Annotated in this window: 21 protein-coding genes; 14 read left to right on the top strand and 7 right to left on the bottom strand. The window is 71.7% G+C overall.

From position 1 onward, the window contains the following. Nucleotides 1-63 precede the first annotated feature (63 nt). The 3 genes from serA (at nucleotide 64) to ACFTZC_RS19925 (ending at nucleotide 3,785) form a co-directional block, all read left to right on the top strand. Nucleotides 64-1,656, top strand: coding sequence for a phosphoglycerate dehydrogenase (gene serA, locus ACFTZC_RS19935; RefSeq protein ID WP_382891440.1), 1,593 nt, complete (start codon nucleotides 64-66; stop codon nucleotides 1,654-1,656). Nucleotides 1,657-1,834: 178 nt separating this feature from the next. Continuing rightward, the gene (locus ACFTZC_RS19930) at nucleotides 1,835-2,482 is read left to right on the top strand and encodes an ArsR/SmtB family transcription factor (RefSeq protein ID WP_382891438.1); all 648 of its coding nucleotides are present in this window, start codon (nucleotides 1,835-1,837) and stop codon (nucleotides 2,480-2,482) included. A 31-nt stretch (nucleotides 2,483-2,513) separates the two neighbouring features. Next, the gene (locus ACFTZC_RS19925) at nucleotides 2,514-3,785 is read left to right on the top strand and encodes an MFS transporter (protein WP_382891436.1); all 1,272 of its coding nucleotides are present in this window, start codon (nucleotides 2,514-2,516) and stop codon (nucleotides 3,783-3,785) included. Nucleotides 3,786-3,886: 101 nt separating this feature from the next. Here ACFTZC_RS19925 and ACFTZC_RS19920 read toward each other — a convergent pair whose 3' ends face one another. Beyond that, nucleotides 3,887-5,059, bottom strand: a complete 1,173-nt coding sequence (locus ACFTZC_RS19920) for a PucR family transcriptional regulator (protein WP_382891434.1) — start codon at nucleotides 5,057-5,059, stop codon at nucleotides 3,887-3,889. 235 nt (nucleotides 5,060-5,294) lie between these two features. Between ACFTZC_RS19920 and ACFTZC_RS19915 the strand changes: the two genes are divergently transcribed. From ACFTZC_RS19915 to ACFTZC_RS19905, 3 genes are all read left to right on the top strand, one after another. Beyond that, nucleotides 5,295-6,221, top strand: a complete 927-nt coding sequence (locus ACFTZC_RS19915) for a proline dehydrogenase family protein (RefSeq protein WP_382891432.1) — start codon at nucleotides 5,295-5,297, stop codon at nucleotides 6,219-6,221. Nucleotides 6,222-6,278: 57 nt separating this feature from the next. After that, nucleotides 6,279-7,910, top strand: coding sequence for an L-glutamate gamma-semialdehyde dehydrogenase (gene pruA / locus ACFTZC_RS19910; RefSeq protein WP_382891430.1), 1,632 nt, complete (start codon nucleotides 6,279-6,281; stop codon nucleotides 7,908-7,910). Nucleotides 7,911-8,249: 339 nt separating this feature from the next. Further along, nucleotides 8,250-8,387 (top strand): hypothetical protein, encoded by a 138-nt coding sequence (locus tag ACFTZC_RS19905; protein WP_365812351.1) that lies wholly within the window; start codon nucleotides 8,250-8,252, stop codon nucleotides 8,385-8,387. Nucleotides 8,388-8,432: 45 nt separating this feature from the next. Here the strand turns inward: ACFTZC_RS19905 and ACFTZC_RS19900 are convergent, their stop codons facing one another. Next, nucleotides 8,433-10,007, bottom strand: a complete 1,575-nt coding sequence (locus tag ACFTZC_RS19900) for a purple acid phosphatase family protein (protein ID WP_382891427.1) — start codon at nucleotides 10,005-10,007, stop codon at nucleotides 8,433-8,435. A gap of 185 nt (nucleotides 10,008-10,192) precedes the next feature. On the opposite strand from ACFTZC_RS19900, the gene ACFTZC_RS19895 reads away from it, so the two are divergent. From ACFTZC_RS19895 to ACFTZC_RS19880, 4 genes are all read left to right on the top strand, one after another. Beyond that, nucleotides 10,193-11,236: a 3-isopropylmalate dehydrogenase gene (locus tag ACFTZC_RS19895; protein ID WP_365812347.1), complete on the top strand. Its 1,044-nt coding sequence runs from the start codon at nucleotides 10,193-10,195 to the stop codon at nucleotides 11,234-11,236. Nucleotides 11,237-11,470: 234 nt separating this feature from the next. Beyond that, the gene (locus ACFTZC_RS19890; RefSeq protein WP_382891425.1) at nucleotides 11,471-12,571 is read left to right on the top strand and encodes a branched-chain amino acid aminotransferase; all 1,101 of its coding nucleotides are present in this window, start codon (nucleotides 11,471-11,473) and stop codon (nucleotides 12,569-12,571) included. A 378-nt stretch (nucleotides 12,572-12,949) separates the two neighbouring features. Next, complete coding sequence (gene cimA / locus ACFTZC_RS19885) at nucleotides 12,950-14,557, top strand: citramalate synthase (RefSeq protein ID WP_382891423.1); 1,608 nt, start codon at nucleotides 12,950-12,952, stop codon at nucleotides 14,555-14,557. 155 nt (nucleotides 14,558-14,712) lie between these two features. Beyond that, nucleotides 14,713-16,083: a hypothetical protein gene (locus ACFTZC_RS19880; protein ID WP_382891421.1), complete on the top strand. Its 1,371-nt coding sequence runs from the start codon at nucleotides 14,713-14,715 to the stop codon at nucleotides 16,081-16,083. A 57-nt stretch (nucleotides 16,084-16,140) separates the two neighbouring features. On the opposite strand, the gene ACFTZC_RS19875 is transcribed toward ACFTZC_RS19880, so the two are convergent. Next, a complete protein-coding gene (locus ACFTZC_RS19875) occupies nucleotides 16,141-16,758 on the bottom strand; it encodes a YceI family protein (RefSeq protein WP_382891419.1) in 618 nt (205 codons plus the stop codon). 248 nt (nucleotides 16,759-17,006) lie between these two features. Between ACFTZC_RS19875 and ACFTZC_RS19870 the strand changes: the two genes are divergently transcribed. Beyond that, nucleotides 17,007-17,516 carry a hypothetical protein gene (locus ACFTZC_RS19870; protein WP_382891417.1) on the top strand — a complete coding sequence of 170 codons (510 nt, stop codon included), beginning with the start codon at nucleotides 17,007-17,009 and terminating at the stop codon, nucleotides 17,514-17,516. A 96-nt stretch (nucleotides 17,517-17,612) separates the two neighbouring features. On the opposite strand, the gene ACFTZC_RS19865 is transcribed toward ACFTZC_RS19870, so the two are convergent. Further along, entirely contained in the window at nucleotides 17,613-18,818 is a 1,206-nt protein-coding gene (locus ACFTZC_RS19865; RefSeq protein WP_382891415.1) for a glycoside hydrolase family 64 protein, read from the bottom strand. Nucleotides 18,819-19,488: 670 nt separating this feature from the next. Between ACFTZC_RS19865 and ACFTZC_RS19860 the strand changes: the two genes are divergently transcribed. From ACFTZC_RS19860 to ACFTZC_RS19850, 3 genes are all read left to right on the top strand, one after another. Further along, the gene (locus ACFTZC_RS19860; protein ID WP_382891413.1) at nucleotides 19,489-21,894 is read left to right on the top strand and encodes a polysaccharide lyase 8 family protein; all 2,406 of its coding nucleotides are present in this window, start codon (nucleotides 19,489-19,491) and stop codon (nucleotides 21,892-21,894) included. Nucleotides 21,895-22,083: 189 nt separating this feature from the next. Then, nucleotides 22,084-23,667, top strand: a complete 1,584-nt coding sequence (locus tag ACFTZC_RS19855; protein WP_365812332.1) for an acyl-CoA carboxylase subunit beta — start codon at nucleotides 22,084-22,086, stop codon at nucleotides 23,665-23,667. Nucleotides 23,668-23,722: 55 nt separating this feature from the next. Further along, nucleotides 23,723-23,926 carry an acyl-CoA carboxylase subunit epsilon gene (locus tag ACFTZC_RS19850; protein ID WP_382891411.1) on the top strand — a complete coding sequence of 68 codons (204 nt, stop codon included), beginning with the start codon at nucleotides 23,723-23,725 and terminating at the stop codon, nucleotides 23,924-23,926. A 176-nt stretch (nucleotides 23,927-24,102) separates the two neighbouring features. On the opposite strand, the gene ACFTZC_RS19845 is transcribed toward ACFTZC_RS19850, so the two are convergent. The 3 genes from ACFTZC_RS19845 to ACFTZC_RS19835 form a co-directional block, all read right to left on the bottom strand. After that, nucleotides 24,103-24,684, bottom strand: coding sequence for an ATP/GTP-binding protein (locus tag ACFTZC_RS19845; RefSeq protein ID WP_031229389.1), 582 nt, complete (start codon nucleotides 24,682-24,684; stop codon nucleotides 24,103-24,105). Then, nucleotides 24,665-25,309: a DUF742 domain-containing protein gene (locus ACFTZC_RS19840; RefSeq protein WP_382891409.1), complete on the bottom strand. Its 645-nt coding sequence runs from the start codon at nucleotides 25,307-25,309 to the stop codon at nucleotides 24,665-24,667. The genes ACFTZC_RS19845 and ACFTZC_RS19840 overlap by 20 nt, the downstream gene beginning before the upstream one ends. Nucleotides 25,310-25,412: 103 nt before the next feature. Beyond that, a complete protein-coding gene (locus ACFTZC_RS19835; protein WP_010984131.1) occupies nucleotides 25,413-25,826 on the bottom strand; it encodes a roadblock/LC7 domain-containing protein in 414 nt (137 codons plus the stop codon). Between the last annotated feature and the right edge of the window lie 7 nt (nucleotides 25,827-25,833).

Here is a 25,833-nt window from a genome sequence, read left to right as displayed (position 1 = left end):
GGACCCCTCCACCGCATGCGGCCGTCGGGACGGCCGTCCGCAATGGGACTTGTGAGGACTCACGTGAGCTCGAAACCTGTCGTACTCATCGCTGAAGAGCTGTCGCCCGCAACCGTCGACGCGCTCGGTCCGGATTTCGAGATCCGGCACTGCAACGGCGCCGACCGCGCCGAGCTGATCCCGGCCATCGCCGACGTGGACGCGATTCTCGTCCGCTCCGCGACCAAGGTCGACGCCGAGGCCGTCGCCGCGGCGGGCAAGCTGAAGGTCGTCGCCCGCGCCGGGGTGGGCCTCGACAATGTCGACGTCTCCGCCGCCACCAAGGCCGGCGTGATGGTCGTCAACGCGCCGACGTCGAACATCGTCACCGCCGCCGAGCTGGCCTGCGGTCTGCTGGTGGCGACCGCACGCCACATCCCGCAGGCCAACACCGCGCTCAAGAACGGTGAGTGGAAGCGCTCGAAGTACACGGGCGTCGAGCTGAGCGAGAAGACCCTGGGCGTCGTCGGCCTCGGCCGGATCGGCGTGCTCGTCGCCCAGCGCATGTCCGCCTTCGGCATGAAGATCGTCGCGTACGACCCCTACGTGCAGCCGGCCCGCGCCGCGCAGATGGGCGTCAAGCTGCTGACGCTCGACGAGCTGCTGGAGGTGTCGGACTTCATCACCGTGCACCTGCCCAAGACCCCCGAGACGATCGGCCTCATCGGCGACGAGGCGCTGCACAAGGTCAAGCCGTCGGTCCGGATCGTCAACGCCGCGCGCGGCGGGATCGTCGACGAGGCGGCGCTCGCCTCCGCCCTCAAGGAGGGCCGGGTCGCCGGCGCCGGTCTGGACGTGTACGCGAAGGAGCCGTGCACGGACTCCCCGCTCTTCGAGTTCGACCAGGTCGTCTGCACGCCGCATCTCGGCGCCTCCACCGACGAGGCGCAGGAGAAGGCGGGTGTCGCGGTCGCCCGTTCCGTACGGCTCGCGCTCGCCGGTGAGCTGGTCCCCGACGCGGTCAACGTCCAGGGCGGGGTCATCGCCGAGGACGTACGCCCGGGCCTGCCGCTCGCCGAGAAGCTGGGCCGGATCTTCACCGCCCTCGCGGGCGAGGTCGCGGCCCGGCTCGATGTCGAGGTGTACGGCGAGATCACCCAGCACGACGTGAAGGTGCTCGAACTCTCCGCGCTCAAGGGCGTGTTCGAGGATGTCGTCGCGGAGACGGTGTCGTACGTGAACGCGCCGCTGTTCGCGCAGGAGCGCGGCGTCGAGGTCCGCCTCACGACCTCCAGCGAGTCCCCGAACCACCGGAACGTGGTGACGGTGCGCGGCACGCTCGCCGGCGGCGAGGAGGTCTCGGTCTCCGGCACGCTGGCCGGGCCGAAGCACCTGCTGAAGATCGTCGCGATCGGCGAGTACGACGTGGACCTGGCGCTGGCCGAGCACATGATCGTGCTGCGCTACGAGGACCGCCCCGGCGTGGTCGGCACGGTCGGCCAGATCCTCGGCGAGGCCGGGCTGAACATCGCGGGCATGCAGGTCTCGCGGCGGGAGGAGGGCGGCGAGGCGCTGGTCGTCCTCACCGTCGACGACACGGTCCCGCCGGCCGTGCTCACGGAGATCGCCGCGGAGATCGGCGCGGTCTCGGCGCGCTCGGTGAACCTGACGGACTGACCCGGACGTTCATGGCCGAAGGGCCCGGTGGGATCGACGAATCCCACCGGGCCCTTCGGCCGTTTCCGGGCCGCTTCGTTTGGGCACTTCCTCGCGGGCAGATGTGAAAGTTTTATTGCGCAAGTTTTATTGCGCAACTTCTGTTGTGCAACTTTCCTTTCCTATCTACGGTGGGGGCATGCGACCCCAGCACGAGCACGAGCACGAAGACGGGCACGAGTACGGGCAGACGCACGGGCACGAGCCGACGCACGAGCGGATCACCGATCTGTCCCGGCTCAAGGCGTTCACCAACCCGCTGCGCCTCCAGCTCTACCGGGCGTTGTACGCCGCGGGCACCGCGACCGCCTCTCACCTCGCCGAGCAGGTCGACCAGGCGCCGTCGCTGGTCAGTTACCACCTGCGCAAGCTGGCCGAGCACGGCTTCGTGACCGAGGCGAGCGGCCGGAGCGCCGACGGCCGGGAGCGGTGGTGGCAGGTGGCGTCGGAGGAGGGCTGGGGCTTCCGTGACTCGGACTTCGCGGACACGCCCGAAGGGGCCGCCGCCGTCGGCGCGCTGACCCGCGGCATGCTCGATTTCCGCACCGCCCAGTACCGCGCGTATCTGGACCAGACGGCCGCCTGGGGCCCGACGTGGACCGACGCCGCGTTCAGCTCCGAGTGGCTGCTCGACCTGACCCCGGCCGAACTCGCCGAGATGAGCGAGGAACTCCAGGCCCTGTCCCGGCGCTGGCGGGAGCGCGGCCGGGCCGCCGGGGCGGCCGGCGACACCGAGGGCCGCGAGCACGTCTCCGTCCACGTCTACGGCTTTCCGTTCCGGCCCTGACCCGGCCGTTCCCGACCCCCTGGAGCCGGCCATGGCCACCGCAGCGACCGCCCCGCCCGAACCCGCCACCACGCCGGCCCATCGCGACGGCAATGTGCTGCGCTGGCTCGCCGCGCACACCGTTTCCCTCGTCGGCGACAGCGTGTACTTCGTCGCCCTCGGCTGGTCCGCGCAGCAGGCGGCCGGTCCCGCCGAGGTCGGTCTCGTCATGGCCGCGGGGGCAGTGCCGCGGGCGTTGCTCATGCTCGGCGGGGGAGTGCTGGCCGACCGGTTCGACCCCCGCCGGGTCGTGCTCGGCAGCGACGCGCTGCGCTGCCTCCTCATTCTCTCGGTGGCCGCCGGTATCGCGCTGACCGCGCCGGCCCTGTGGATCCTGGTCGCGGTGGCGCTCGTCTTCGGCGCCTTGGACGCGCTGTTCGTACCCGCGATCGGGGCGCTCCCGCCGCGGATCACCAGCCCCGGCCAGCTGGCCCGGGTCACCGGCATGCGCTCCCTGTCGATGCGCCTCAGCCAGATCGCGGGCCCGCCGATCGGCGGTCTGGCCATGGGGCTCGGAGGCACGGCGGCCACCTTCGCCGTCGCCGGCCTGCTCTTCGCGCTCTCCCTGCCGCTCCTGCTGACGGTACGGATACGGCCCCTCGCCGCGCGCGGCCACGCACGGCCGGAACCCGGCACGGTGGGGCAGGACCTCCTCGACGGCCTGCGCTACATCGCCCGCCACCGCCTCATCGGCCCGCTCGTCGCCGTCGGCGCCGTCTGCGAGCTGGGCCTCACCGGCACCCTCAACGTCGGCATGGTGCTCCTCAACGCCGAGCGCGGCTGGGGGGCTTCGGGCTACGGCTGGATCATCGGCAGCTTCGGCGCGGGGGCGGCGGCCGGTGCCACGCTGCTCGCCGTCGCCGGCCGGCTGCCCCGGGCCGGGCTGGTGCTGGCCGGGACGCTCCTCGCGGCCAGTGCGGGCGCGGCCACCGTCGCGCTGGTGCCGGCGCTCTGGACCGCCGCGGCGCTGGCCGCGGTCACCGGACTGAGCGCGGGCGTCTTCGGCGGCCTGAGCAGCACTCTCGTACAGACCGCCGCGGATCCGGCCTTCCTCGGCCGGGTCACCTCCGTCGTCATGCTCACCATGGTCGGCCTCGCGCCGCTCAGCTATCCGCTGGTCGGCGCCGCCATCGGAGCCTGGGGCGCCGCCCCGGTGTTCCTCGGCTGCGGGGCCTTCGCCTGCCTGGGGGTGGCCGTCGTCCTGGCCTGCGAGGCGGTACGGCGCGCCGAACTGCCCCGGCGGGATCCGGACGACAGCCCCTGACCCCTCCGGCCGGTCTTCACGGACCGATCTTTACGACCGATCTTTACGACCGATCTTTACGGACCAGTCCCGGCGCGGGCCCTCGGCGGCGCGGAAGGCGGTCACAGGCGGACCGCCTTCAGCGCCATGTGCAGCAGCAGCCGGTCCTCGCCCTCGGCCAGGTCCAGCCCCGTGAGCTGTTCGATCCGGGAGAGCCGGTAGTAGAGCGTCTGCCGGTGGATACCGAGCGCCGAGGCCGTACGCCCCGCCTGGCCCGCGTGGTCGAGGAAGACCTCGGCGGTGTGCGCCAGTTCGGCGTGGACGGGGTGCAGCAGCTCCACCACCGCCGGGTCGGGTGCCGTGGGCAGCGCGGTCAGCAGCCGGTACGCGCCCAGCGCCGCCCACCGCGCCACCGGGCCGAGCCGGGGCTGGGCCACCGAGGCGCGGGCCGCCGCCACCGCCTCGCGCCACGCCGCCGGCAGCTCCGTCAGTCCCCGGCGCGGGGCGCAGATCCCGGCGCCCGCGGCCGGCCCCGCCGTGGCGCGCAGCCGCGCCGCCGCCGTCAGGACGGCCGCCTCCGCGTCCGGCGAGCGCAGCCGTACGAGGAGGGCCAGCGCCCCGTCGCCGTCCCGCCCCGTACGGGGCGCCTCCGCCGCGCGGTCCGGCGGGCGGAGGGGGAGGGTGCAGAGCGCCGCCGTCCCCGGCACCGCCCGTACCGGCGGCTCCTCGGCGCCCCACGGCGCCACGCAGAGCAGGACGTGCGAGCCGTCCGCGCTGGGGCCCAGCGCCGTGCGCAGCGCGCCCGAGGCCATCTCCCGCTGCCAGCCGGGCTCCGCCGTGAGGACGGCCCGCAGCTCCCTGGCCAGGTCCGTGCCCGCCTTCGCCTCGTCGGCGAGGAGTTCGCCGATCCGGGACGTCACCTCCATGGCCGCCGCGAGCGTGGCCCCGCCCTGCCCCGGGCCCGCGTCGTCGAGCAGCCATACGTAGCCGAGGACCCGCCCCCGGTGGCGTACCGGCAGACAGATGCGGCCCCGGAACACCCCGGCGTCCGGCGCCGCGGGGATCCTGACGGGGCCGGACGCATGGGTGATGCCGAAGTTCTCGAACCAGGCGCGGACCGCGGGCGTCGACCGCCGCGTCAGGATCGAACGCGTCCTGACCGGGTCCATCGCCGTGTCGTCCTCGCTGTCGTGCACCCCGAAGGCGATCAGTCCGAAGTCCCGGTTCTCCAGGGTCGCCGGGACGCCGAGCAGGGCCGAGATCTCGTCGACCAGTTCCTGGTAATCGTCCTTCACCCGGACATTCTCCCACCGCTTTCAGACATCTGTCTGAGATCCGGGCCACGGATGCGTGACAGGTGTCGATGGCAGAGGATCGGGTCGATCCCTAGGTTTCACAGTGGTTCCTCCGCCGTACCGGAACTGGTCATTTCCGTACTGCGACCCAACGGCCGCAGTCCTGCTGCCGCGGCCTCACCGCCGCCCCGTCGTCGCACCTTGCCGCACCGTTCGATCCACCGTGGAGGTCCCTGTGCTGGGTCCCGTGATCCTTGCCGCGTCCCGCAGCGACGTCCTGCGCCGCACCCTTTCGGCCGCCCCCGTCACCAAGCCCGTGGTGAACCGTTTCATCGCCGGCGAGTCCGTCGAGGAGACCACCCCCGTCGTCCGGTCCCTCGCGGAGCAGGGCCTGGAGATCACGCTCGACGTCCTCGGCGAGGACATCACCGACCCCGCCGCGGCGCTGGCCGCCCGGGACGCGTACCTGCGGCTGATCGAGGCCCTCACCCCGCTGGAGCTCGGCGCCCGCGCCGAGATGTCGGTGAAGCTCTCCTCCTTCGGCCAGGCGCTGCCCGGCGGGTACGACCTCGCCCTGAAGAACGTCACCGCCGTCGTCGAGGCCGCCGCCGCCATCGGCACCACGGTCACCCTCGACGCCGAGGACCACACCACCATCGACTCGACGCTCGCCATCCACGCCGAGCTGCGCGAACGCTTCCCGGAGACCGGCGCGGTCGTCCAGTCGTACCTCTTCCGTACGGAGGAGGACTGCCGGGTCCTGTCCGCGGCGGGCTCGCGCGTGCGCCTCGTCAAGGGCGCCTACAAGGAGCCCGCCTCCGTCGCGTACCAGGACAAGGCCGAGGTCGACCGCGCGTACATCCGCTGCCTGCGGATTCTGATGGACGGTTCCGGGTACCCGATGGTCGGCACCCACGACCCGCGCATCGTCACCATCGCGCAGGACCTCGCCCGCCGCGCCGGGCGCAAGCCGGACGAGTACGAGTTCCAGATGCTGTACGGCATCCGGGAGGCCGAGCAGTTCCGGCTGGCCGCGGAGGGACACCGGATGCGGGTCTACATCGCGTACGGAACGGACTGGTACGGCTATTTCATGCGCCGCCTCGCCGAGCGCCCCGCCAACCTCGCGTTCTTCCTGCGTTCACTGGTCAGCCGCGGCTGAACCGGCCCACCCCACCGAAGACCGAGTAGATTTGCAGATGAAGGAGATGCGGTCCCCATGGACGCTGTGACCCAGGTTCCCGCGCCGGTCAACGAGCCGGTGCACGGCTACGCCCCCGGCTCGCCCGAGCTGGCCCGGCTGGAGGTCCGGCTCAAGGAGCTGGCCGAGAACCCCGTCGACCTGCCGATGACCATTGGTGGAGTGAAGCGGATGGGCGGCGGCGAGCGCGTCGACGTCGTCCAGCCGCACAACCACGGGGCCGTCCTGGGGACGTTCGCCGGCGCGACCCGGCAGGACGCCCAGGACGCGGTCGACGCCGCCCTGGCCGCCGCCCCGGCCTGGCGCGCCATGTCGTTCGACGACCGCGCCGCGATCATCCTGCGCGCCGCCGAACTGCTCGCCGGACCGTGGCGCGAGAAGCTCGCCGCCGCGACGATGCTCGGCCAGTCCAAGACCGCCCAGCAGGCCGAGATCGACTGCCCCTGCGAGCTGGTCGACTTCTGGCGCTTCAACGTCAAGTACGCCCGTGACCTGCTCGCCGAGCAGCCGCCCGCCAACTCCCCGGGCGTCTGGAACCGGCTCGACCACCGCCCCCTCGAAGGCTTCGTCTACGCGATCACGCCCTTCAACTTCTCGGCGATCGCCGGCAACCTGCCCACCGCGCCCGCCCTCATGGGCAACGTGGTCGTCTGGAAGCCGTCCCCGACGCAGACCCTCGCCGCGGTGCTGCTCATGGAGCTGCTGGAGGAGGCGGGGCTCCCCAAGGGCGTCATCAACCTCGTGACGGGCGACGGCATCGCCGTCTCCGACGTGGCGCTGACCCACCCCGAGCTGGCCGGCATCCACTTCACCGGCTCGACGAGGACCTTCCAGCACCTGTGGAAGACCGTCGGCGCCAACATCGAGACGTACCGCTCCTACCCGCGGATCGTCGGCGAGACCGGCGGCAAGGACTTCGTCGTCGCCCACCCGAGCGCCGACCGCGCCGTCCTCAAGACGGCGCTGACCCGCGGTTCCTTCGAGTACCAGGGCCAGAAGTGCTCCGCGTCGTCGCGCGCGTACGTCCCCGCGTCGATCTGGCACGACGGCTTCCAGGAGGAGTTCGCGGCCGAGGTCGACGGGATCGCCATGGGCGACGTCACCGACCTGACCAACTTCATCGGCGCCGTCATCGACGAGCGCGCCTTCGCCAAGAACAAGGCCGCCATCGACCGCGCCGCCGCCGACCCGAGCTGCACGATCGTCGCGGGCGGCACGTACGACGACTCCGTCGGCTACTTCGTCCGGCCCACCGTCATCGTCTGCACCGACCCCGGGAACGAGGTCTTCACGACCGAGTACTTCGGCCCGATCCTCGCGGTGCACGTCTACGACGACGCCGACTACGAGGCCGTGCTCGACCAGATGGAGTCCGTCTCGGCGTACGCCCTGACCGGCTCGGTCATCGCGGGCGACCGCGCCGCCGCGGCCCACGCGATGGAGAAGCTGCGCTACGCCGCCGGCAACTTCTACATCAACGACAAGTCGACCGGCGCCGTCGTCGGCCAGCAGCCCTTCGGCGGAGGCCGGGCCTCCGGCACCAACGACAAGGCGGGCGCGCCGCAGAACCTGATGCGCTGGACGCTGACCCGCGCCATCAAGGAGACCCTGGTCCCGCCGACGGACTACCGCTACCCCCACATGGGCTGACGCTCTCGGGTTACCGCGCCCCGTCGCCCCTCGGATTCCGCCCTCGTACCGGTCACCACACCCCTCCGGTACGGGGGCGGCTCCGTGGCCGCCGGTCCCCAGTGACGAAGGCCACCGTCTCAGATAGTAGGAAGTCCGAGTAATCGTGAAGACAGAGCGGCCTCCCTCGCTTAGCTTGGAATGAGCCGAACGTCTCGCTCCATCGAGCGAATGGCGGCCGTTGGCACGCGCCCCCACGCAGGCAACCCCTGCCGCGTTTGCCCCCGCCCCTTCCGGCACCTCGCAGATGCATCACGCGGCCCCGTCGCGTGGTTCAGCTATCTCAAGGAGTCGATCATCATGGCCGAGACGACCGTCCGACGTGTCCGCCGCACGCCCCGCACCCCGCTCACCGGCGAGTCCGAGCGCAAGAACGCCGCCGCCGCCCTCCAGCGCGCTCTCGACCGGAGGGACAACGGCGGCGCCACCGGTCACTGACCGGCGCGCCACCGCGGATACGCCGCGCCGCCCGGCGCGGCGGCCTCAGCGGGTGATCGTGAAGTGGTCCACCCGGTGGCCCGTCTCCGCGAGCGCGGAGACCGTGAGCGCCGGGCGGGGGCCCGCCGTCACCTCCACGGCCAGGAAGGAGAACCCGGTGTAGCGCACGCGCGACCACTCCACGGTCTCCGGGGCCTTCGCACCGCCCTTCGCCCAGTGGTACGAGGGGACGGCCTCCACATCGGCCACCTTGCCCTCGTAACTGTCCGGTACGGGGAAGTCGTACAGCGCCTTGCCCGCGCCGCCCGCCGTCACGTACACGATGCCGTCCCGTACCGAGCTGACGGACTCGCCGACCGGGACCCTGCGCCGCACGGCGCCCCCGCGCAGCGCGTCCGTCCGCTCGTACACGTGGTTGTGGCCGTTGACGACCAGATCGACCCGGTGCTTGTCGAAGAGCGGCACCCACGCGTCGCGCACCCCGCCGTCCGATGCGTGCGCGTTCGTCGTGGAGAAGGCGCAGTGGTGGAAGAAGACCACGACGAAGTCGATGTCGTCGTCCCCGCGCAGCTCACCGAGGCGCCGGTCCAGCCAGCGCGTCTGGGCGCCGTCCGTGTACCCGGTGTTGGCGCGGATCTCGTTCGACACGTCGTTGGCGTCCAGCGCCACCACGCCCACGTTGCCGTACGTGAACGAGTAGACCCCCGGCGCCCCCACCGGGTCGAGGCCGCCGCCCGGCAGCGACCAGCGCGCGTTCTGCCCGCCGTAGCCGTGCGGCGAGTACCAGGCCTCCATGTCGTGGTTGCCGGTGGTCACCATCCACGGCACCCGGGAGGCCACCGACTCCGTCTGCGCGAGGAACTGGTCCCACACCCGCGCGTCGTACGTGTCCGACGGGGACCCCTGCCCGCTGCCGTCCGCGTAGCAGATGTCCCCCGCGTGCAGGTGGAAGGCCGGGTTCTGGCCCAGGATCACCTGGTCGTTGGCGAGCGCGTCGTACGAGACGCCCTGGTCGCCGAAGGCCGTGAAGACGAAGGAACCGGGGTGCGACGGGGCCGTACGGAACGTTCCGACCGTCCCGAGGTTGCGCCCGTCCGCCGGGTCGAAGCCGCTGTGGCCGACACCGTAGTAGTACGTCGTGCCGGGGCGCAGCCGCTCCAGTGAGACATGCAGGTAGTACTGGTCCACGGCGGGCAGCTTCGCCGACAGCGACGGCGTGTGCAGCGGCCGTACCTCGGCCTTGATCTTCCGGCTCAGGTCCCAGGGCTCCGTCCCCACCCGCAGATACGGGTCCTTCACCGGCAGCGGCACCTGCCAGGACACCGACATCATCGTCCTCGGGTCCGCGCCGAAGGCGAGATGGCGGCCGAAGGGGGCGACCAGCGCCCCGTCCACCCGGGCGGCGGCCGACGACGGCAGGAAACCGGGGGCGGTCGCCGTGGCCCCGGCGTTGGCGGCGCTGGCGCCCAGCAGCCCGGCGCCCGCCACGGTGGACGCCACGACGGTCCCGGTGCGCAGCACGCCGCGCCGGGAGATCCGGGACCGCAGGTACTCGTGCTGCTCCGGCATGGTCATACGGGAGGCGAGACGGTCGGGAATCCCGACGCGGGGAGTTTCCATCTGCTGACGGTGACACCGGCCGGTGGCGTATGTCTGTATTTGAGGCATCGAAACGACGACACTTGAGGCGTCGTGACGACGGCGTCAAAGGCGTCCCCCTGATGCCCGGGTGACGTCCGATCCGCGAGGTGTCCACAGAATGGACGCGCCGTGTCAGCCGCTGGGACGCGGAGTAGGGTGCGGACATGTCTCGCAGCCTCAATCTCGCAGTGATCCCCGGTGACGGCATCGGCCAGGAGGTCGTGGCTCAGGGCCTCAAGGTCCTGAGTGCGGTTCTCCCGCAGGATGTGAAGCTGGAGACCAAGGAGTACGACCTCGGCGCGCGCCGCTGGCACCGTACCGGGGAGACCCTCCCGGACACGGAGCTGGAGGCCCTGAAGGGGCACGACGCCATCCTGCTCGGCGCGATCGGCGACCCGTCCGTGCCGTCCGGCGTCCTGGAGCGCGGGCTGCTGCTCAAGCTCCGCTTCGCCTTCGACCACTACGTGAACCTGCGTCCGTCGAAGCTCTTCCCCAACACGGAGACCCCGCTGGCCGGCCGCCCGGACATCGACTTCGTCGTCGTCCGCGAGGGCACCGAGGGCCCGTACACCGGCAACGGCGGCTCGCTGCGCACCGGTACGCCCGCCGAGGTGGCCACCGAGGTGAGCCTCAACACGGCGTACGGCGTCGAGCGGGTCGTCCGCGACGCGTACGAGCGGGCCAATTCCCGTCCCCGCAAGAAGCTGACGCTGGTCCACAAGAACAACGTCCTCGTCTACGCGGGCCACATGTGGAAGAACATCTTCGACCGGGTGGGCCAGGAGTACCCCGAGGTCACCACCGACTATCTGCATGTCGACGCCGCGACGATCTTCTTCGTCACCCAGCCGGAGCGCTTCGACGTGATCGTCACCGACAACCTCTTCGGTGACATCCTCACCGACCTCGCCGCTGCCGTGACCGGCGGCATCGGCCTGGCCGCGTCCGCGAACATCAACCCGGACCGTACGTTCCCGTCCATGTTCGAGCCGGTCCACGGATCGGCCCCGGACATCGCGGGCCAGGGCAAGGCCGACCCCACGGCCACCGTGCTCTCCGTCGCCCTGCTGCTGAGGCACCTCGGCTTCGACGCCGAGGCCGTCCGGATCGAGGAGGCCGTCGCGGCCGACCTCGCCGGGCGGGACGGCACGGCGTCGCGCACCACCGACGAGATCGGCGACGCGCTCGCCGTACGCGTAGCGAGCTGACCCGCGACTGACTTCTCACGCAGCCGCCGGGTCCACCACCCGGCGGCTGCCTCGTGCTGTGCGGCCGCCGGGAACCGACATCAGTTCGCGGATCGCACTCACCCCCATTTCCCGCGCCACCCCGCCCGAGCGATAATCGCTGTGGGCCGCGGCATGCGGGAATGCTCGGACGTCCTATCAGCAGTAGCGGCGTGAGCGCGGTCCGTCACACCCACACGTGAAGGACGAGTATTCATGACCACGCCCACGACCGCGCCCGCCATCGAACTCAAGCCCTCCTCCCACCCGCTGTCCGACGCGGAGCGCGAGGCGCTGCTCGCCGACCCGGGTTTCGGCCGTCACTTCACCGACCACATGGTGACGATCCGCTGGACCGAGGGCAGGGGCTGGCACGACGCGCAGCTCGTCCCGTACGGACCGCTCTCGATCGACCCGGCCAACATGACGCTGCACTACGCGCAGGAGATCTTCGAAGGGCTCAAGGCGTACCGGCTGCCCGACGGCTCGGTCGCCACCTTCCGCCCCGAGGCCAACGCCGCCCGCTTCCAGCGCTCGGCCCGCCGCCTCGCCATGCCGGAGCTGCCCGTCGAGACCTTCATCGCGGCGTGCGACGCGCTGGTCCAGCAGGACAAGGCGTGGGTCCCCGGGCACGGCGGCGAGGAGTCGCTGTACCTGCGCCCGTTCATGTTCGCGACCGAGGTCGGCCTCGGCGTGCGCCCGGCCAACGAGTACCTGTTCATGGTCATCGCCTCGCCCGCCGGCGTGTACTTCCCCGGCGGCGTGAAGCCGGTCTCCGTCTGGCTCTCGGAGAACTACGTCCGCGCCGTCCCCGGCGGCATCGGCGACGCCAAGACGGGCGGCAACTACGCGGCCTCCCTGCTCGCCCAGGCCGAGGCGGCCGAACAGGGCTGCGCCCAGGTGGCCTACCTCGACGCGGTCGAGCACCGCTGGGTCGAGGAACTGGGCGGGATGAACCTGTACTTCGTGTACGGCGACCGCATCGTCACCCCGGAACTCACCGGCTCCCTGCTGGCGGGGATCACCCGGGACTCGCTCCTCACCCTCGCGAGCGACCTCGGCTACACCTCCGAGGCCGGCCGGATCTCCAAGGAGGACTGGCGCCGCGACACCGAGAACGGCACCCTCACGGAGGTCTTCGCCTGCGGTACGGCCGCGGTGATCACCCCGGTCGGCACCGTCAAGTCGGCGGGCGGCGAGTGGACGCAGTCGGGCGGTGAACCCGGCGAGGTCACCATGAAGCTGCGCTCGGCGCTGCTCGACATCCAGCGGGGCATCGCGCCCGACCTCCACGGCTGGATGCACCGCCTCGGCTGACACGCGTTCCGGCCGGGGGACGACCCGGCCGGATGTACGAGGGTCCGCGTCCGTACGGGCGCGGTCCCTCGCGCGTTCCGCCCGGTCCCAGGGCCGCTCGTTCGTATCGTGAGACGGGTCTTTCCGGACGGGCGAGACATGCGAAAATCGGCCCGTGCTCTCGTTCGCCATGATTATCGGCAGCAAGCGCGCCGGTCCGCAGTGACCGCCCCGTACCACCCCGTACGGCGCGGCCATCGTGCCCCAGACCCGCGCGCAGACCTCTCGCACCCGCGAGGGGTTTTTTCGTTTTCCGGCCCCATCCCGGCCGAAAGCGAGCGGCACGCGATGATGGGGGCAAGTGGAGCCAGACCTTCCACTCGACAGGAGCAGGACACCATGACCACAGAGTCCACGGCGGCCGACGACAGTTTCCATGTCTTCGACACGACCCTGCGCGACGGGGCGCAGCGCGAGGGCATCAACCTGACCGTCGCCGACAAGCTGGCCATCGCCCGGTATCTGGACGACTTCGGCGTGGGCTTCATCGAGGGCGGCTGGCCCGGGGCCAACCCGCGCGACACCGAGTTCTTCGCCCGCGCCCAGCAGGAGATCGACTTCCGGCACGCGCAGCTCGTCGCCTTCGGCTCCACCCGCCGCCCCGGAGCGAAAGCCTCCGAGGACCCGCAGGTCAGGGCCCTGGTGGAGTCCGGCGCCCCGGTGGTGACGCTCGTCGCCAAGTCGCACGACCGCCATGTCGAGCTGGCCCTGCGCACCACGCTGGACGAGAACGTCGCGATGGTCCGCGACACCGTCTCCTACCTGCGTGAGCAGGGCCGCCGCGTCTTCGTCGACTGCGAGCACTTCTTCGACGGCTACCGCGCCAACCCCGAGTACGCCAAGTCCGTCGTACGCGCCGCCACCGAGGCCGGCGCCGACGTGGTCGTCCTCTGCGACACCAACGGCGGCATGCTGCCCGCGCAGATCCAGGCCGTCGTCCACACCGTCCTCGCCGACACCGGCGCCCGCCTCGGCATCCACGCCCAGGACGACACCGGCTGCGCCGTCGCCAACACCCTCGCCGCCGTCGACGCGGGCGCCACCCACGTCCAGTGCACGGCCAACGGCTACGGCGAGCGCGTCGGCAACGCCAATCTCTTCCCGGTCGTCGCCGCGCTGGAGCTGAAGTACGACAAGCGGGTCCTGCCCGAGGGGTCGCTCGCCGAGATGACCCGGATCTCGCACGCCATCGCCGAGATCGTCAACCTCGCGCCCTCCACCCACCAGCCGTACGTCGGTGTCTCGGCCTTCGCGCACAAGGGGGGACTCCACGCCTCCGCGATCAAGGTCGACCCCGACCTCTACCAGCACATCGCCCCCGAGCGGGTCGGCAACACCATGCGGATGCTCGTCTCCGACATGGCCGGCCGCGCCTCCGTCGAGCTGAAGGGCAAGGAGCTCGGCATCGACCTCGGCGGCGACCGCGATCTGGTCGGCCGGGTCGTCGGCCGGGTCAAGGAGCAGGAGCTGAAGGGGTACACGTACGAGGCCGCCGACGCCTCCTTCGAGCTGATGCTCCGCGAGGAGGTCGAGGGCCGGCCGCGCCAGTACTTCCGCACGGAGTCCTGGCGCGCGATCGTCGAGGACCGCCCCGACGGCACGCACGCCAACGAGGCGACGGTGAAGCTGTGGGCCAAGGGCGAGCGCATCGTCGCCACCGCCGAGGGCAACGGCCCCGTCAACGCGCTCGACCTGGCCATGCGGGCCGGGCTGGAGCGGATCTACCCGCAGCTCGCCAAGTTGGAGCTGGTGGACTACAAGGTCCGCATCCTGGAGGGCCGGCACGGCACGGAGTCCACCACCCGGGTGCTGATCACCACGAGCGACGGCGCGGGCGAGTGGTCGACGGTGGGCGTCGGCGAGAACGTGATCGCCGCGTCCTGGCAGGCGCTGGAGGACGCGTACACGTACGGGCTGCTGCGCGCCGGGGTCGAGCCGGCCGAGTAGGGGGCGCGCGGGTGGGTGGGGCGCGCAGGGCATACAGGCCTGCGCGCCGGTTCTCGGGGGCGGCCCCGCCCCGCCCGGTCGGCCGCGCGGCGTGCTTCTGCTTTTGCCCCGTCTTTGCCCGTCCGGTATTGCCCCGCTTCGGGTAGCGTCGACGTATGAGGTCGAGGCTGATTTCCATACTGTTCGGGCTGGTTCTCGCTCTGTCGGCCACCGCCTTCGTGGTGGCACCCGGCGCGCGGGCCGCCACCACGGGCCCCGAGACCGTGGCCGAGGCGCTGAAGAAGGGCCCGGTCTATGTGGATGCGGGGGCCAGGGACCAGCTTTCCGCGGCCCAGGCCGATGCCCTGGCGAAGAAGATCAAGGATGCCGACAAGCCGCTGTTCGTGGCGGTCCTCCCGGACACCGCGCAGTTCCCGGCGGCGAGCGTGCTCCGTACCGTACGGACCGACACGGGGGTGACCGGGCTGTACGCCATCCGCCTCGGCGACCGGTTCAACGCCGGCGCCGACCCGTCCGTCCTCTCCCGCCAGGCCGTCTCGAACCTGGTCGCCGGGGTCAAGGCGGGCGGCGCTCCCGTCGACGCCGCGACCCAGCTCTCCGACTTCGTCGACCAGGCCCTGCCGCAGACCCGCGGCCAGGCGCCGGCCTCCTGGGACGGCGGATCGGGCTCGGGCGACGGCGGGGGCAGTTCGTCCGCCGGGCTGATCGTGCTCGGCTCGGTGGTCGTGGTGGGCGGCGCGGGCGCCTACGCCGTGGTGCGCAGGAACCGCCGCAAGCAGCTGGAGCGCGAACAGGCGGCCCTGGACAAGCTGCGGGTCGTCGTGGACGAGGACATCACCGCGTTCGGCGAGGAGCTGGACCGGCTCGACTTCCACCCCGCGGAGGCGGGCGCGGACGACGCGATGCGCGGCGACTACGAGCACTCCCTGGACGCGTACGAGCGGGCGAAGTCGCTGATGGGCTCGGCCCGGCGGCCCGACGACGTCCGCGGGGTGACCCAGGCGCTGGAGGACGGCCGCTTCTCACTGGCCACCCTGGCCGCGCGCCGGACGGGCGCCCCGCTGCCGGAGCGCCGGCTGCCGTGCTTCTTCGACCCGCGCCACGGCCCGTCGGCCAAGGACGCGGAGTGGTCCCCGCCCGCGGGGGTCCGGCGTACGGTCCCGGTCTGCGCGGCGGACGCGGCGCGGCTGGCCGACGGCGAGGACCCGATGACCCGTACGGTCCAGACCGACCAGGGGCCGCGCCCGTACTGGGACGCGGGACCGGCGTACGGCCCGTGGGCCGGCGGTTACTTCGGCGGCGGGCTGCTGCCGGGGCTGCTCGTGGGCACGATGCTCGGTTCGATGATGGCGAGCCCCGCGTACGCCGCGGACTTCGGCGGCGACGGCTCCGGCTTCGCCGGCGGCGACTACTCGGGCGCGGACTTCAACCCGGACGACTTCGGGGGCGGCGGTTTCGGCGGGGGAGGGGACTTCGGAGGCGGCGGCGACTTCGGCGGGGGCGGCGGGTTCGACGGCGGCTTCTGACGAGGGCCGCCGGACCCGCCCCACCTCACCACTTCACCCTGCACCGCACCCTCGGCCTCAGGCGGCCTCGGGGCCCTGCTTGATCGCGGAGATGTCGAAGTTCAGCTTCACCTTGTCGCTGACGAGGACGCCGCCGGTCTCCAGCGCCGCGTTCCAGGACAGGCCCCAGTCGGAGCGCAGGATCGTCGCACTGCCCTCGAAGCCGACGCGCTCGTTGCCGTACACGTCGGTGGCGGAGCCGTGGAACTCCAGGTCGATGGAGAGCGGCCGGGTGACGTCCTTGATCGTCAGGTCGCCGGTGACGCGGTAGGTCTCGGCGTCGATCTGCTCGGCGGCGGTGGAGCGGAAGGCCATCGTCGGGAACGTCTCGGCGTCGAAGAAGTCCGCGCCGCGCAGGTGGCCGTCACGGTCCGGCACGCCCGTGTCGACGCTGGCGATCGAGACGTCGATCGTCGCCGTGGAGTTCGCCGGGTCCGAGCCGTCCAGGTGGAGCGTGCCCTCGTGCTCCGTGAAGGTGCCCCGCACGTTGGTGACCATGGCGTGGCGCACGGTGAAGCTGATGGTGCTGTGCGCGGGGTCGATGGTGTACGCGCCGGTCAGCGCGGCCAGGGCGGGGTCCGCCTCGACGGTGGCGGCCGGGGCGGCGCTGTCGTTCTTGCGGCCGAAGAGAGCCATGATTCCTCCAGGTGCGGTGACGTGAGGCCGTGTTGTTTAACCTTCAACGAGTGTCACCTTAGACCCGTCTCGTTCGAAGTTCAACAACATCGCGAGATTCACACGAATGGGTGAAGAGAATCCTCTGGCGGACGCGCGTAGACATCGGGCAGGATCAGCCCCGCACCGCCGGTACCGCCCGCACCACCTGCTCCACCGCACCGCCTACGCCACGACGTCACGGTTCTCAGCAGGAGGCCATCCCCCCCATGAAAATCCGCTCCGTACTCAGCGCCCTCGCCCTGGTCCTGGGCGCGCTCTTCGCCCCCGGTTTCGGTGTGTTCAGCTCCGCCACCGACGCCCAGGCGGCCACGAAGATCACGCACGCCACGGCGACCTCGATGTTCAACTCGTCCGGCATCGGCTGGGTCTCCAGCGGTGGCTGCTCCAACCGGAACAACGCGAGCTGTACCTCGTTCGACCAGCTCAACCTGGACACGGCTAAGGGGGCGCAGACGCTGAAGAGCGCCACCGGCTGCGCCCTCACCATCACCGGAGGTACGGAGACCGGCCACGCGAGCGGCACGTACTCGCACTGGAACGGCTACAAGCTCGACTTCAGCAGGACCACGTGCGTCACCAACTACATCAAGAACACCTTCGCGTACATCGGGGTGCGCGGTGACGGCGCCCCGCAGTGGAAGTCCGGCTCCGGCAACGTCTACGCGGACGAGGGCAACCACTGGGACGTCACGTACTACAACTGCGGCGGCTGCTGAGGCTCCGCAGGCTTCCGCTCACGGCGGTGCCCCGCTCCCTCCGCCCGTCACCGGGGGAGAGGCGGGGCACCGCCGTGCCGAGAGCGAACGGCCGGGTCAGGAGCCGACCGAGACCGTCCAGCGGCGCGGGTTGCCGTCGTGCGCCGCGCCCGAGACGTCCGGCTGGCCGTCGGCCTGGACGTCGTCGTACGGGAACGCGTACCCGACCGGGTTGTTCTCGTGCACGATCCGGGCGAAGTGGTTGGTCACCGGGTCCCGGTAGTAGTCCGCCGCCGTGAGGCCGTTCGGCGTCTGCGTGTGCGTGAGCAGGGTCGAGCGGTTGAAGGCGGCCCCGAGCCGGGCGAGGAGGCCCTTCTTGTCGTCCGAGTCCGCGGGGTTGTTCGCGAACGGGCCGCTGTTGCAGGTGAAGATGTCCATCGAGGTCGGCTTGGCGAAGGTGTGGCCGCCGTTGAAGGTGAGCGTGTCGCCGCTGACTCGGCCGGTGAAGACGCCCCGGCCGCCCTGGAGGTCGATCGTCAGGTCCGTGGAGCGGTACTTCTCCCAGACCTGGTCGGCGTAGCTCTCGAAGACACCGCCGAACCCTGCCTGGCCGGGCAGGTTCTGCGGCGAGATGACCCGCAGCACCTTCCCGTCGGGGTTGCGCAGGACCAGCTTGTCCCACGGATGTCCGTCCTTCGCCGCCTGCGCGGTGAGCCCGTCGGCGATCCGCTCCAGCGCGCCCTCGGGCAGCGGGGCGACCGTGTGGGTGGCATCGCCCTCCAGGGAGATGCCGATGGGCAGGGCGGTCACCAGGTCGACATAGCTGATGTTGGAGAAGAGCTGGTCCTGGTTGAAGGTGAACTCGCAGAACGACCAGGTGCGGCCGTAGTTGGGGTCCGCCTCGGTCGCGAACGCCGGCTCCACCAGGGCGGGGCCCGGGTTGAGGAAGAAGTCCAGCTTGTCGTCGCGTACGAAGTAGACGCGGGCGCCGAACATCTGGGGCAGCCGCAGCACGACGGGGGCGCCGCCCGCCGGGTTCAGCGGGATCGCGCAGTCGACCGGGAGCGGGGTCTGCGGGGCGCCGGGCGACTCGGGACGGTAGACACCGCCGTCGGCGCGCAGCAGCACCCAGCCGCCCGTGGCCTGGTCGTGGCCGGTCACATAGGCGTTGACCGCGCCGGGCAGCGACTTGTTCTGGAGCGCGAGTTCGCAGGTCTCCGGGGCTGCCGAGGCCTGCGGGCTGAGAGCGCTTCCCCAGACGGGGTAGGTGAGCGCCGTCGCCGCGGCGGCCGTGCCGGTCAGGAACAGTCGGCGGGATATCACGGAAGTACTCCTGATACGTGGGGGTGCACGAGGGCGCGGCGGGTGGGAGGAGGCGCCCAGCGTGGCCCCCCAGCCTCGCGGTGGGTGGGGAACGAGTCAAGAGCTGAGGCTGAGAGCGCTCTCACAAAGCCCGCTCGAACCGACCGGGTGTCACCCGCGCCTACGCGGAAGGCAGTTACCACCCCTACGGCCTCGCTTCCGCCCCGCGCGCTGTGCCTCCGCCTCGCGCGGTCGCGGCGTACGGCGCCCTCGCTCCCGCCCAGCGGCCCCCGCTTCCGCTCCGCGCGGTCGCGGCGTACGGTGCCGTCGCTTCCGCCCCGCGCCTCACTCCCGCCCAGCTCGGTCGCGCCGTACGGCGCCGCTCGCACCGTACGGCGCCGTCGGCTTCCGCCCCGCGGCCCGCGCTTCCGCTCCGCGTGGTCGCGGCGTACGGTGCCGTCGCTTCCGCCCCGCGCCTCGCTTCCGCTCCGCGCGGTCGCACCGTACGGCGCCACTCGCACCGTACGGCGCCGTCGCTGCCGCCCTGCGGCCCGCGCTTCCGCTCCGCGCGGTCGCACCGTACGGCGCCACTCGCTCCCCCTCCAACCGCGGTCCCCGTTGAAAGCCCCCGCCGGCGGTGCTACACCAACGGGCAGCCGGTCCATACCACTTCCGCTCCGGAGGTCTCCCCGTGCCGCAGTCGCCCGCCTGGACGCGCCGTACCGTGCTCACCGCCCTGGCCGCCACCGGCGCGGGCTCCCTCCCGCACGCCGCGGCGCACGCCGCCGGGCCACCCGTCCCCGTCCCCGCCCCCGGCGCCGGGGCTTCCGCCGACCCGTTCGAGGAGCTGCGGGTGCGCTGGGCGGAGCTCTCCCTCGGCTCCGGCTACGACCCCGCCGCCGAGCCGTACGCCTCCCGCCTCGCCGAGACCGGCGAGCTGGCCGCCGGGTTCCGGCGGACGATGGCCCCGGCCGCCGCCTCCCTCTGGCCAGACCGGCCGTACGACCCGCCCGCCAACATCACCCAGAGCTACAGCAGGCTCTGGACCATGACCCGCGCGTACGCCCAGCCGGGCACCGGGCTCACCGGGGACGCCGGGCTCCTCGACGCCGTACGCCAAGGGCTGGACCACCTCGCCGCGACCGTGTACCACCCCGCGACCGCCCCCTACGGCAACTGGTGGGAGTGGCAGATCGGCAGTCCCCGGCTGCTCATGGACATCACCGCCGTCCTGTACGACCGGCTCACCGACGCGCAGCGCACCGCCGGCGCCGCCGCCGTCGACCACTTCATCCCCGACGCCCTGCTCGCCGACTACTCGGGCACCAGCACCGGCGCCAACCGCGTCGACCTCTGCCGCTCCGTCGCCCTGCGCGGCGTCCTCGGCCGGGCGCCCGACCGGATCGCGCTGGCCCGCGACGCGCTCTCGCCCGTCTTCCCGTACGTCACCGAGGGCGACGGGCTCTACGCCGACGGATCGTTCGTGCAGCACACCTGGGTCGCCTACTCCGGAACGTACGGCCAGGTCATGCTGGACGGTCTCGGCCGGCTCCTCACCCTGCTCGCCGGATCGCCCTGGGCCGTCACCGACCCGGCCCGGCAGATCGTCCTCGACAGCGTGGAGCGCGCGTACGCCCCGCTCATCTACGACGGACTGATGATGGACAGCGTCAACGGGCGTGCCGTCAGCCGCGGTTACCTCAGGAGCGACGAGCGGCAGGTGATGCGGAGCGACCACTTCCACGGCCAGGGGGTGATCGCCGCGATCGCGCTGCTCGCGGGCGCGGCGGGCGCCGCCGAGCGCGAGCGCTGGACCGCGCTGCTCAAGGGGTGGATCGAACGGGACACGGTGTCGCCCGTCCTCACCGCCCGCCAGTTCGACGTGGCCGATCTCGCCCGGCTGCGCGCCGTCGCCGCGTCGGACGTGCCCGCCGCCCCCGAACCGACCGGCCACACCCTCTTCGCCGCGATGGACCGGGCCGTGCACCGGCGCCCCGGGTGGGCCGCCAACATCGCCATGGCCTCCGACCGGATCGCCCACTACGAGTGCGGCAACGGCGAGAACCCGCGCGGCTGGCACACCGGCGCCGGGATGCTCCTGTGGTGGTGCGCGGACCAGGGCGGCAACCCATCCACCGACCAGTACACGAACTGGTTCTGGCCCACGGTCGACCCGTACCGGCTGCCCGGTACGACCGTCTCCACCCGGCGGCTCCCGGACCGGGCGGGCGGTGAGTGGGGCGAGCCGAAACCCGTCGTACGGTGGGTCGGCGGCGCGACCGACGGGACGTACGCCGCCGTCGGGCAGCACCTCAAGGGGCTCGGCTCCACGCTCGAAGCCCGCAAGTCCTGGTTCTGTCTCTCGGACACCGTGGTCTGCCTCGGCGCCGGTATCGGCGCGACGGACGGGGTGCCCGTCGAGACGATCGTGGACAACCGCAATCTGGGGGAGCGGGCCGACGCCGTCTTCACGCTCGACCCCGGCGGGCCCCGGCCCCGTTGGGCCCATCTCGCCGGCCACGGCGGCTGGGTCTTCCCCGGGGGCGCGCGGGTACGGACCCTCGCCGAGGCGCGCACCGGCGCGTGGAGCGACATCAACACCACCAGTTCACCTGAACGCCGTACCCGGCACTACCGGAGTCTCTGGCTCGACCACGGCACCGACCCGGTGGCCGCCTCGTACGCCTATCTGCTGCTGCCCGGCGCCTCCCGGCGCGCCGTCACCGCCCGCGCCGCCGACCGGCACTGGCTGGAGATCCTGGCCAACACCGACGCGGCCCAGGCCGTGGCGGTCCGCTCGCTGGGCTGCGTCGCCGCGAACTTCTGGCACCCGGGGACGGCGGGACCGCTCACCGCGAGCGCCCCCGCGAGCGTCCTCGCCGTGGAGCGGGGCCGTACCGTCACCCTGCACATCGCCGAGCCGCCCCGTACGGGGGAACCGCTGGAGATCGTCTGGGACCGGCCGCACCGCCCCGTACGCCGCGTCACGAGCCACGACCCGGCCGTCGAGGTCCTCGCCACGGGCCGTACGGTACGGCTGAGGGTCACCCCGGGAACGGCCTGCTCCACCCACGCCTGCACCATGGAGACGCACTGACCGGCGCACCGTCCGGGGGATCTCCGCCCAGAGGTTCCGCCTGGTGGATCCCTACAACCGGCGGGGGTCGCGCGCTGTCCGGTGCCCCGCAACGGGTCCGGTTTCTGTCCATGCCCACCAGGAATACCGCCGGGAGACTGTGTGGAGTCGACGGCGCGCATTCCTCGGAGGTGTTCGTAGGGTTGGGACATGACCGTAGTGGACGAGACGCCGAGCGAGCCCATCGACGCCCGGGGCCGTGTGGCAGAACTGCACGCGCTGCGTGAGGCGGCCCGCCGGGGCCCCAGCGACCGCGCGACCGAGGCCCAGCGCGCCAAGGGCAAGCTCACCGCCCGCGAGCGCATCGAGCTGCTGCTCGACGAGGGATCGTTCAAGGAGGTCGAGCAGCTCCGCAGGCACCGGGCGACCGGCTTCGGCCTGGAGGCGAAGAAGCCGTACACCGACGGTGTGATCACCGGCTGGGGCACGGTGGAGGGCCGCACGGTCTTCGTCTACGCCCACGACTTCCGGATCTTCGGCGGCGCCCTCGGTGAGGCCCACGCCACCAAGATCCACAAGATCATGGACATGGCCATCTCGGCCGGTGCCCCCCTGGTCTCGCTCAACGACGGCGCGGGCGCCCGCATCCAGGAGGGCGTCTCCGCGCTCGCCGGGTACGGCGGCATCTTCCAGCGCAACACCCGCGCCTCCGGTGTCATCCCGCAGATCAGCGTGATGCTCGGCCCGTGCGCGGGCGGCGCGGCCTACAGCCCCGCGCTCACGGACTTCGTCTTCATGGTCCGCGAGACCTCGCAGATGTTCATCACGGGCCCCGACGTGGTCAAGGCCGTGACCGGCGAGGAGATCACCCAGAACGGCCTGGGCGGCGCGGACGTCCACGCCGAGACCTCGGGCGTCGCGCACTTCGCGTACGACGACGAGGAGACCTGCATCGCCGAGGTCCGCTACCTCCTGTCGATGCTCCCGCAGAACAACCGCGAGAACCCGCCCACGGTCGTCTCCGAGGACCCGGCGGACCGCCGCTCCGACATCCTGCTCGACCTCGTGCCCGCCGACGGCAACCGCCCGTACGACATGCACAAGGTCATCGAGGAACTCGTCGACGACGGCGACTACCTGGAGATCCACGAGCGGTGGGCCCGCAACATCGTCTGCGCGCTGGCCCGGCTCGACGGCCAGGTCATCGGCATCGTCGCCAACCAGCCGCAGTCCCTGGCCGGGGTCCTGGACATCGAGGCATCGGAGAAAGCTGCGCGCTTTGTCCAGATGTGCGACGCTTTTAACATCCCGATCGTCACGTTGCTGGACGTGCCCGGCTTCCTGCCGGGGGTCGACCAGGAACACGGCGGAATCATCCGGCACGGCGCCAAACTGCTCTACGCCTACTGCAACGCGACCGTGCCGAGGATCTCCCTGATCCTGCGCAAGGCGTACGGAGGCGCGTACATCGTCATGGACTCCCAGTCCATCGGGGCGGACCTGACCTATGCCTGGCCCACCAACGAGATCGCGGTGATGGGCGCCGAAGGTGCCGCCAACGTCATCTTCCGCAGGCAGATCGCCGAGGCCGAGGACTCCGAGGCCATGCGCGCACGCATGGTCAAGGAGTACAAGGCCGAGCTGATGCACCCCTACTACGCCGCGGAGCGCGGCCTCGTCGACGACGTCATCGACCCCGCGGAGACCCGTGAGGTCCTCGCGGGCGCGCTCGCGATGCTCCGTACCAAGCACGCGGACCTGCCGTCCCGCAAGCACGGCAACCCCCCGCAGTGACGCGGCGCCCCGCACGCCCCGCCGTCCCTGCCGAGAGCAACGGAGACACGACTCCATGAGTGATGCCACGAACGAGTCCCTGCTGCGCGTAGAGAAGGGCCACGCCGACCCCGAGGAGCTGGCCGCGATCACCGCGATCCTGCTGGCCCGCGCCGCCGCCACGCCCGAGGCCCCGGCGCACCGCGGCCGCTCCACCGCCGGCTGGCGCCGTCTGGAGCGCACCCCCGGCTTCCGCGCCCCGCACAGCTGGCAGGGCTGACCCCCCGCCGCTCGTGAGCGGACATGACGGAGCCCCCGCACTCGGTGAGAGTGCGGGGGCTCCGTCATGCGCCTCCACGGCGTCCACAGCCGTCCGTAAGCCGTCCGTACGTCCATGGAACGGCGGTGCCCGGCGCCGTGAAGGCGCCGGGCGTCCGTGGGTCCGTGCGTCCGTGACTAACGGAGTCGTGCCATGAGGGCGTGTTCGACGAGGGTGATGAGTCCGCTTTTGGCGTCGGCGCGGTGGCGGGCGTCGGTGGTGATGATGGGGGTGTCGGGGCCGATCTGGAGTGCTTCGCGTACTTCGTCGGGGGTGTAGGGCTGGTGTCCGTCGAAGCCGTTGAGGGCGATGACGAAGGGGAGTCCTGAGTTTTCGAAGTAGTCGACGGCGGGGAAGCAGTCGGCGAGGCGGCGGGTGTCGACGAGGACGACGGCGCCGATGGCGCCGCGGACGAGGTCGTCCCACATGAACCAGAAGCGGTCCTGTCCGGGGGTGCCGAAGAGGTAGAGGATGAGGTCTTGGTCGAGGGTGATGCGTCCGAAGTCCATGGCCACGGTGGTGGTGGTCTTGTCTCCGGTGTGGGTGAGGTCGTCGATGCCGGCGGAGGCGCTGGTCATGACGGCTTCGGTACGCAGCGGGTTGATCTCCGAGACGGCGCCCACGAACGTGGTCTTGCCCACGCCGAAGCCGCCCGCCACCACGATCTTCGCGCTGGTGGTCGATCGGGCCGCACCGCCGCTAGAGCTTGCGAAGTCCACTGAGCACCCTTTCGAGCAGTGTCACGTCTGGCTGGCCACCGGTGGCCTCGTCGCCACCGGGCTGATGGATGGCGACAAGGCCCGCCTCCGCCAGGTCGGCAACGAGGATCCGGGCCACGCCGAGGGGGATGGAGAGGAGCGCCGAGACTTCGGCGACCGATTTGATCTCGAAACACAGCTGGCAGATCCGCTGGTGCTCGGGCAACTGCCCCTGCAACTGGGACGGATCAGCCGTCGTACTGACCAGCGCCTCGATGGCGAGCTGGTAACGCGGCCGGGTCCGGCCGCCGGTCATGGCGTACGGGCGCACCAACGGGTTGTGCGCGCCCATGGAAGGCTCGGCTTCCGGTGAACGCCTCGGCTGCACCGGCTGGATGCGGGGCTGCCGGGGCTCGTCGTACTCGTACTGCTGCGGCGGGGGCGGGGGTTGGTACGACTGCCGCTGCGGTGCCCCGCGGCCGCCGCCCTGCCCGCCGTGGCCCTGCCCGCCCTGGTCATGGCTCGGCTCGCCCTGTCCGCCGCCCTGTCCGCTGGGCGTGGAGGGAAAGTTGAACCGGTTCTGGGCATGCTCACCCGGAGACCGGGGGCCACCGTCGTAGTGATGCCCACCTGGGGGTGTAGCCACGTTTCCTCCTCCGAGTGCCGGGGCGCCGGGCCCGATCCTGGCGGACCTGTGAGATCCGCGCCACCGCACCCTAATGGTGCGGCGGCGAACAGCGCACTGTCTGTCAGTTCAGCAGACTTCCCTGGAGCTCCGCACGCAGGTCCGGGGTCAGGACCGTACCCGCACGGTCGACCAGGAGGGCCATCTCGTACCCGACCAGGCCGATGTCGGCCTCGGGGTGGGCGAGCACGGCCAGCGAGGAGCCGTCGGAGATGGACATGAGGAAGAGGAAACCGCGCTCCATCTCGACGACGGTCTGGTTCACGGCCCCGCCCTCGAAGATCCGGGACGCCCCCGCGGTCAGCGAGGTCAGACCCGACGCGACGGCCGCGAGCTGATCGGCGCGGTCGCGCGGGAATCCTTCGGACATGGCGAGCAGGAGTCCGTCGGCGGAGACCACCACCGTGTGGGACACCCCAGGGGTGTTGTCCACAAAGTTGGTGATCAACCAGTTCAGATTCTGCGCCGCCTGGCTCATCGGGCTC

The sequence above is a fragment of the Streptomyces sp. NPDC056987 genome (assembly GCF_042673865.1).
Lineage (GTDB): Bacteria > Actinomycetota > Actinomycetes > Streptomycetales > Streptomycetaceae > Streptomyces.
The sequence above is the reverse complement of the archived record's forward strand: the minus strand, read 5'-3'. Positions and strand labels throughout refer to the sequence as shown.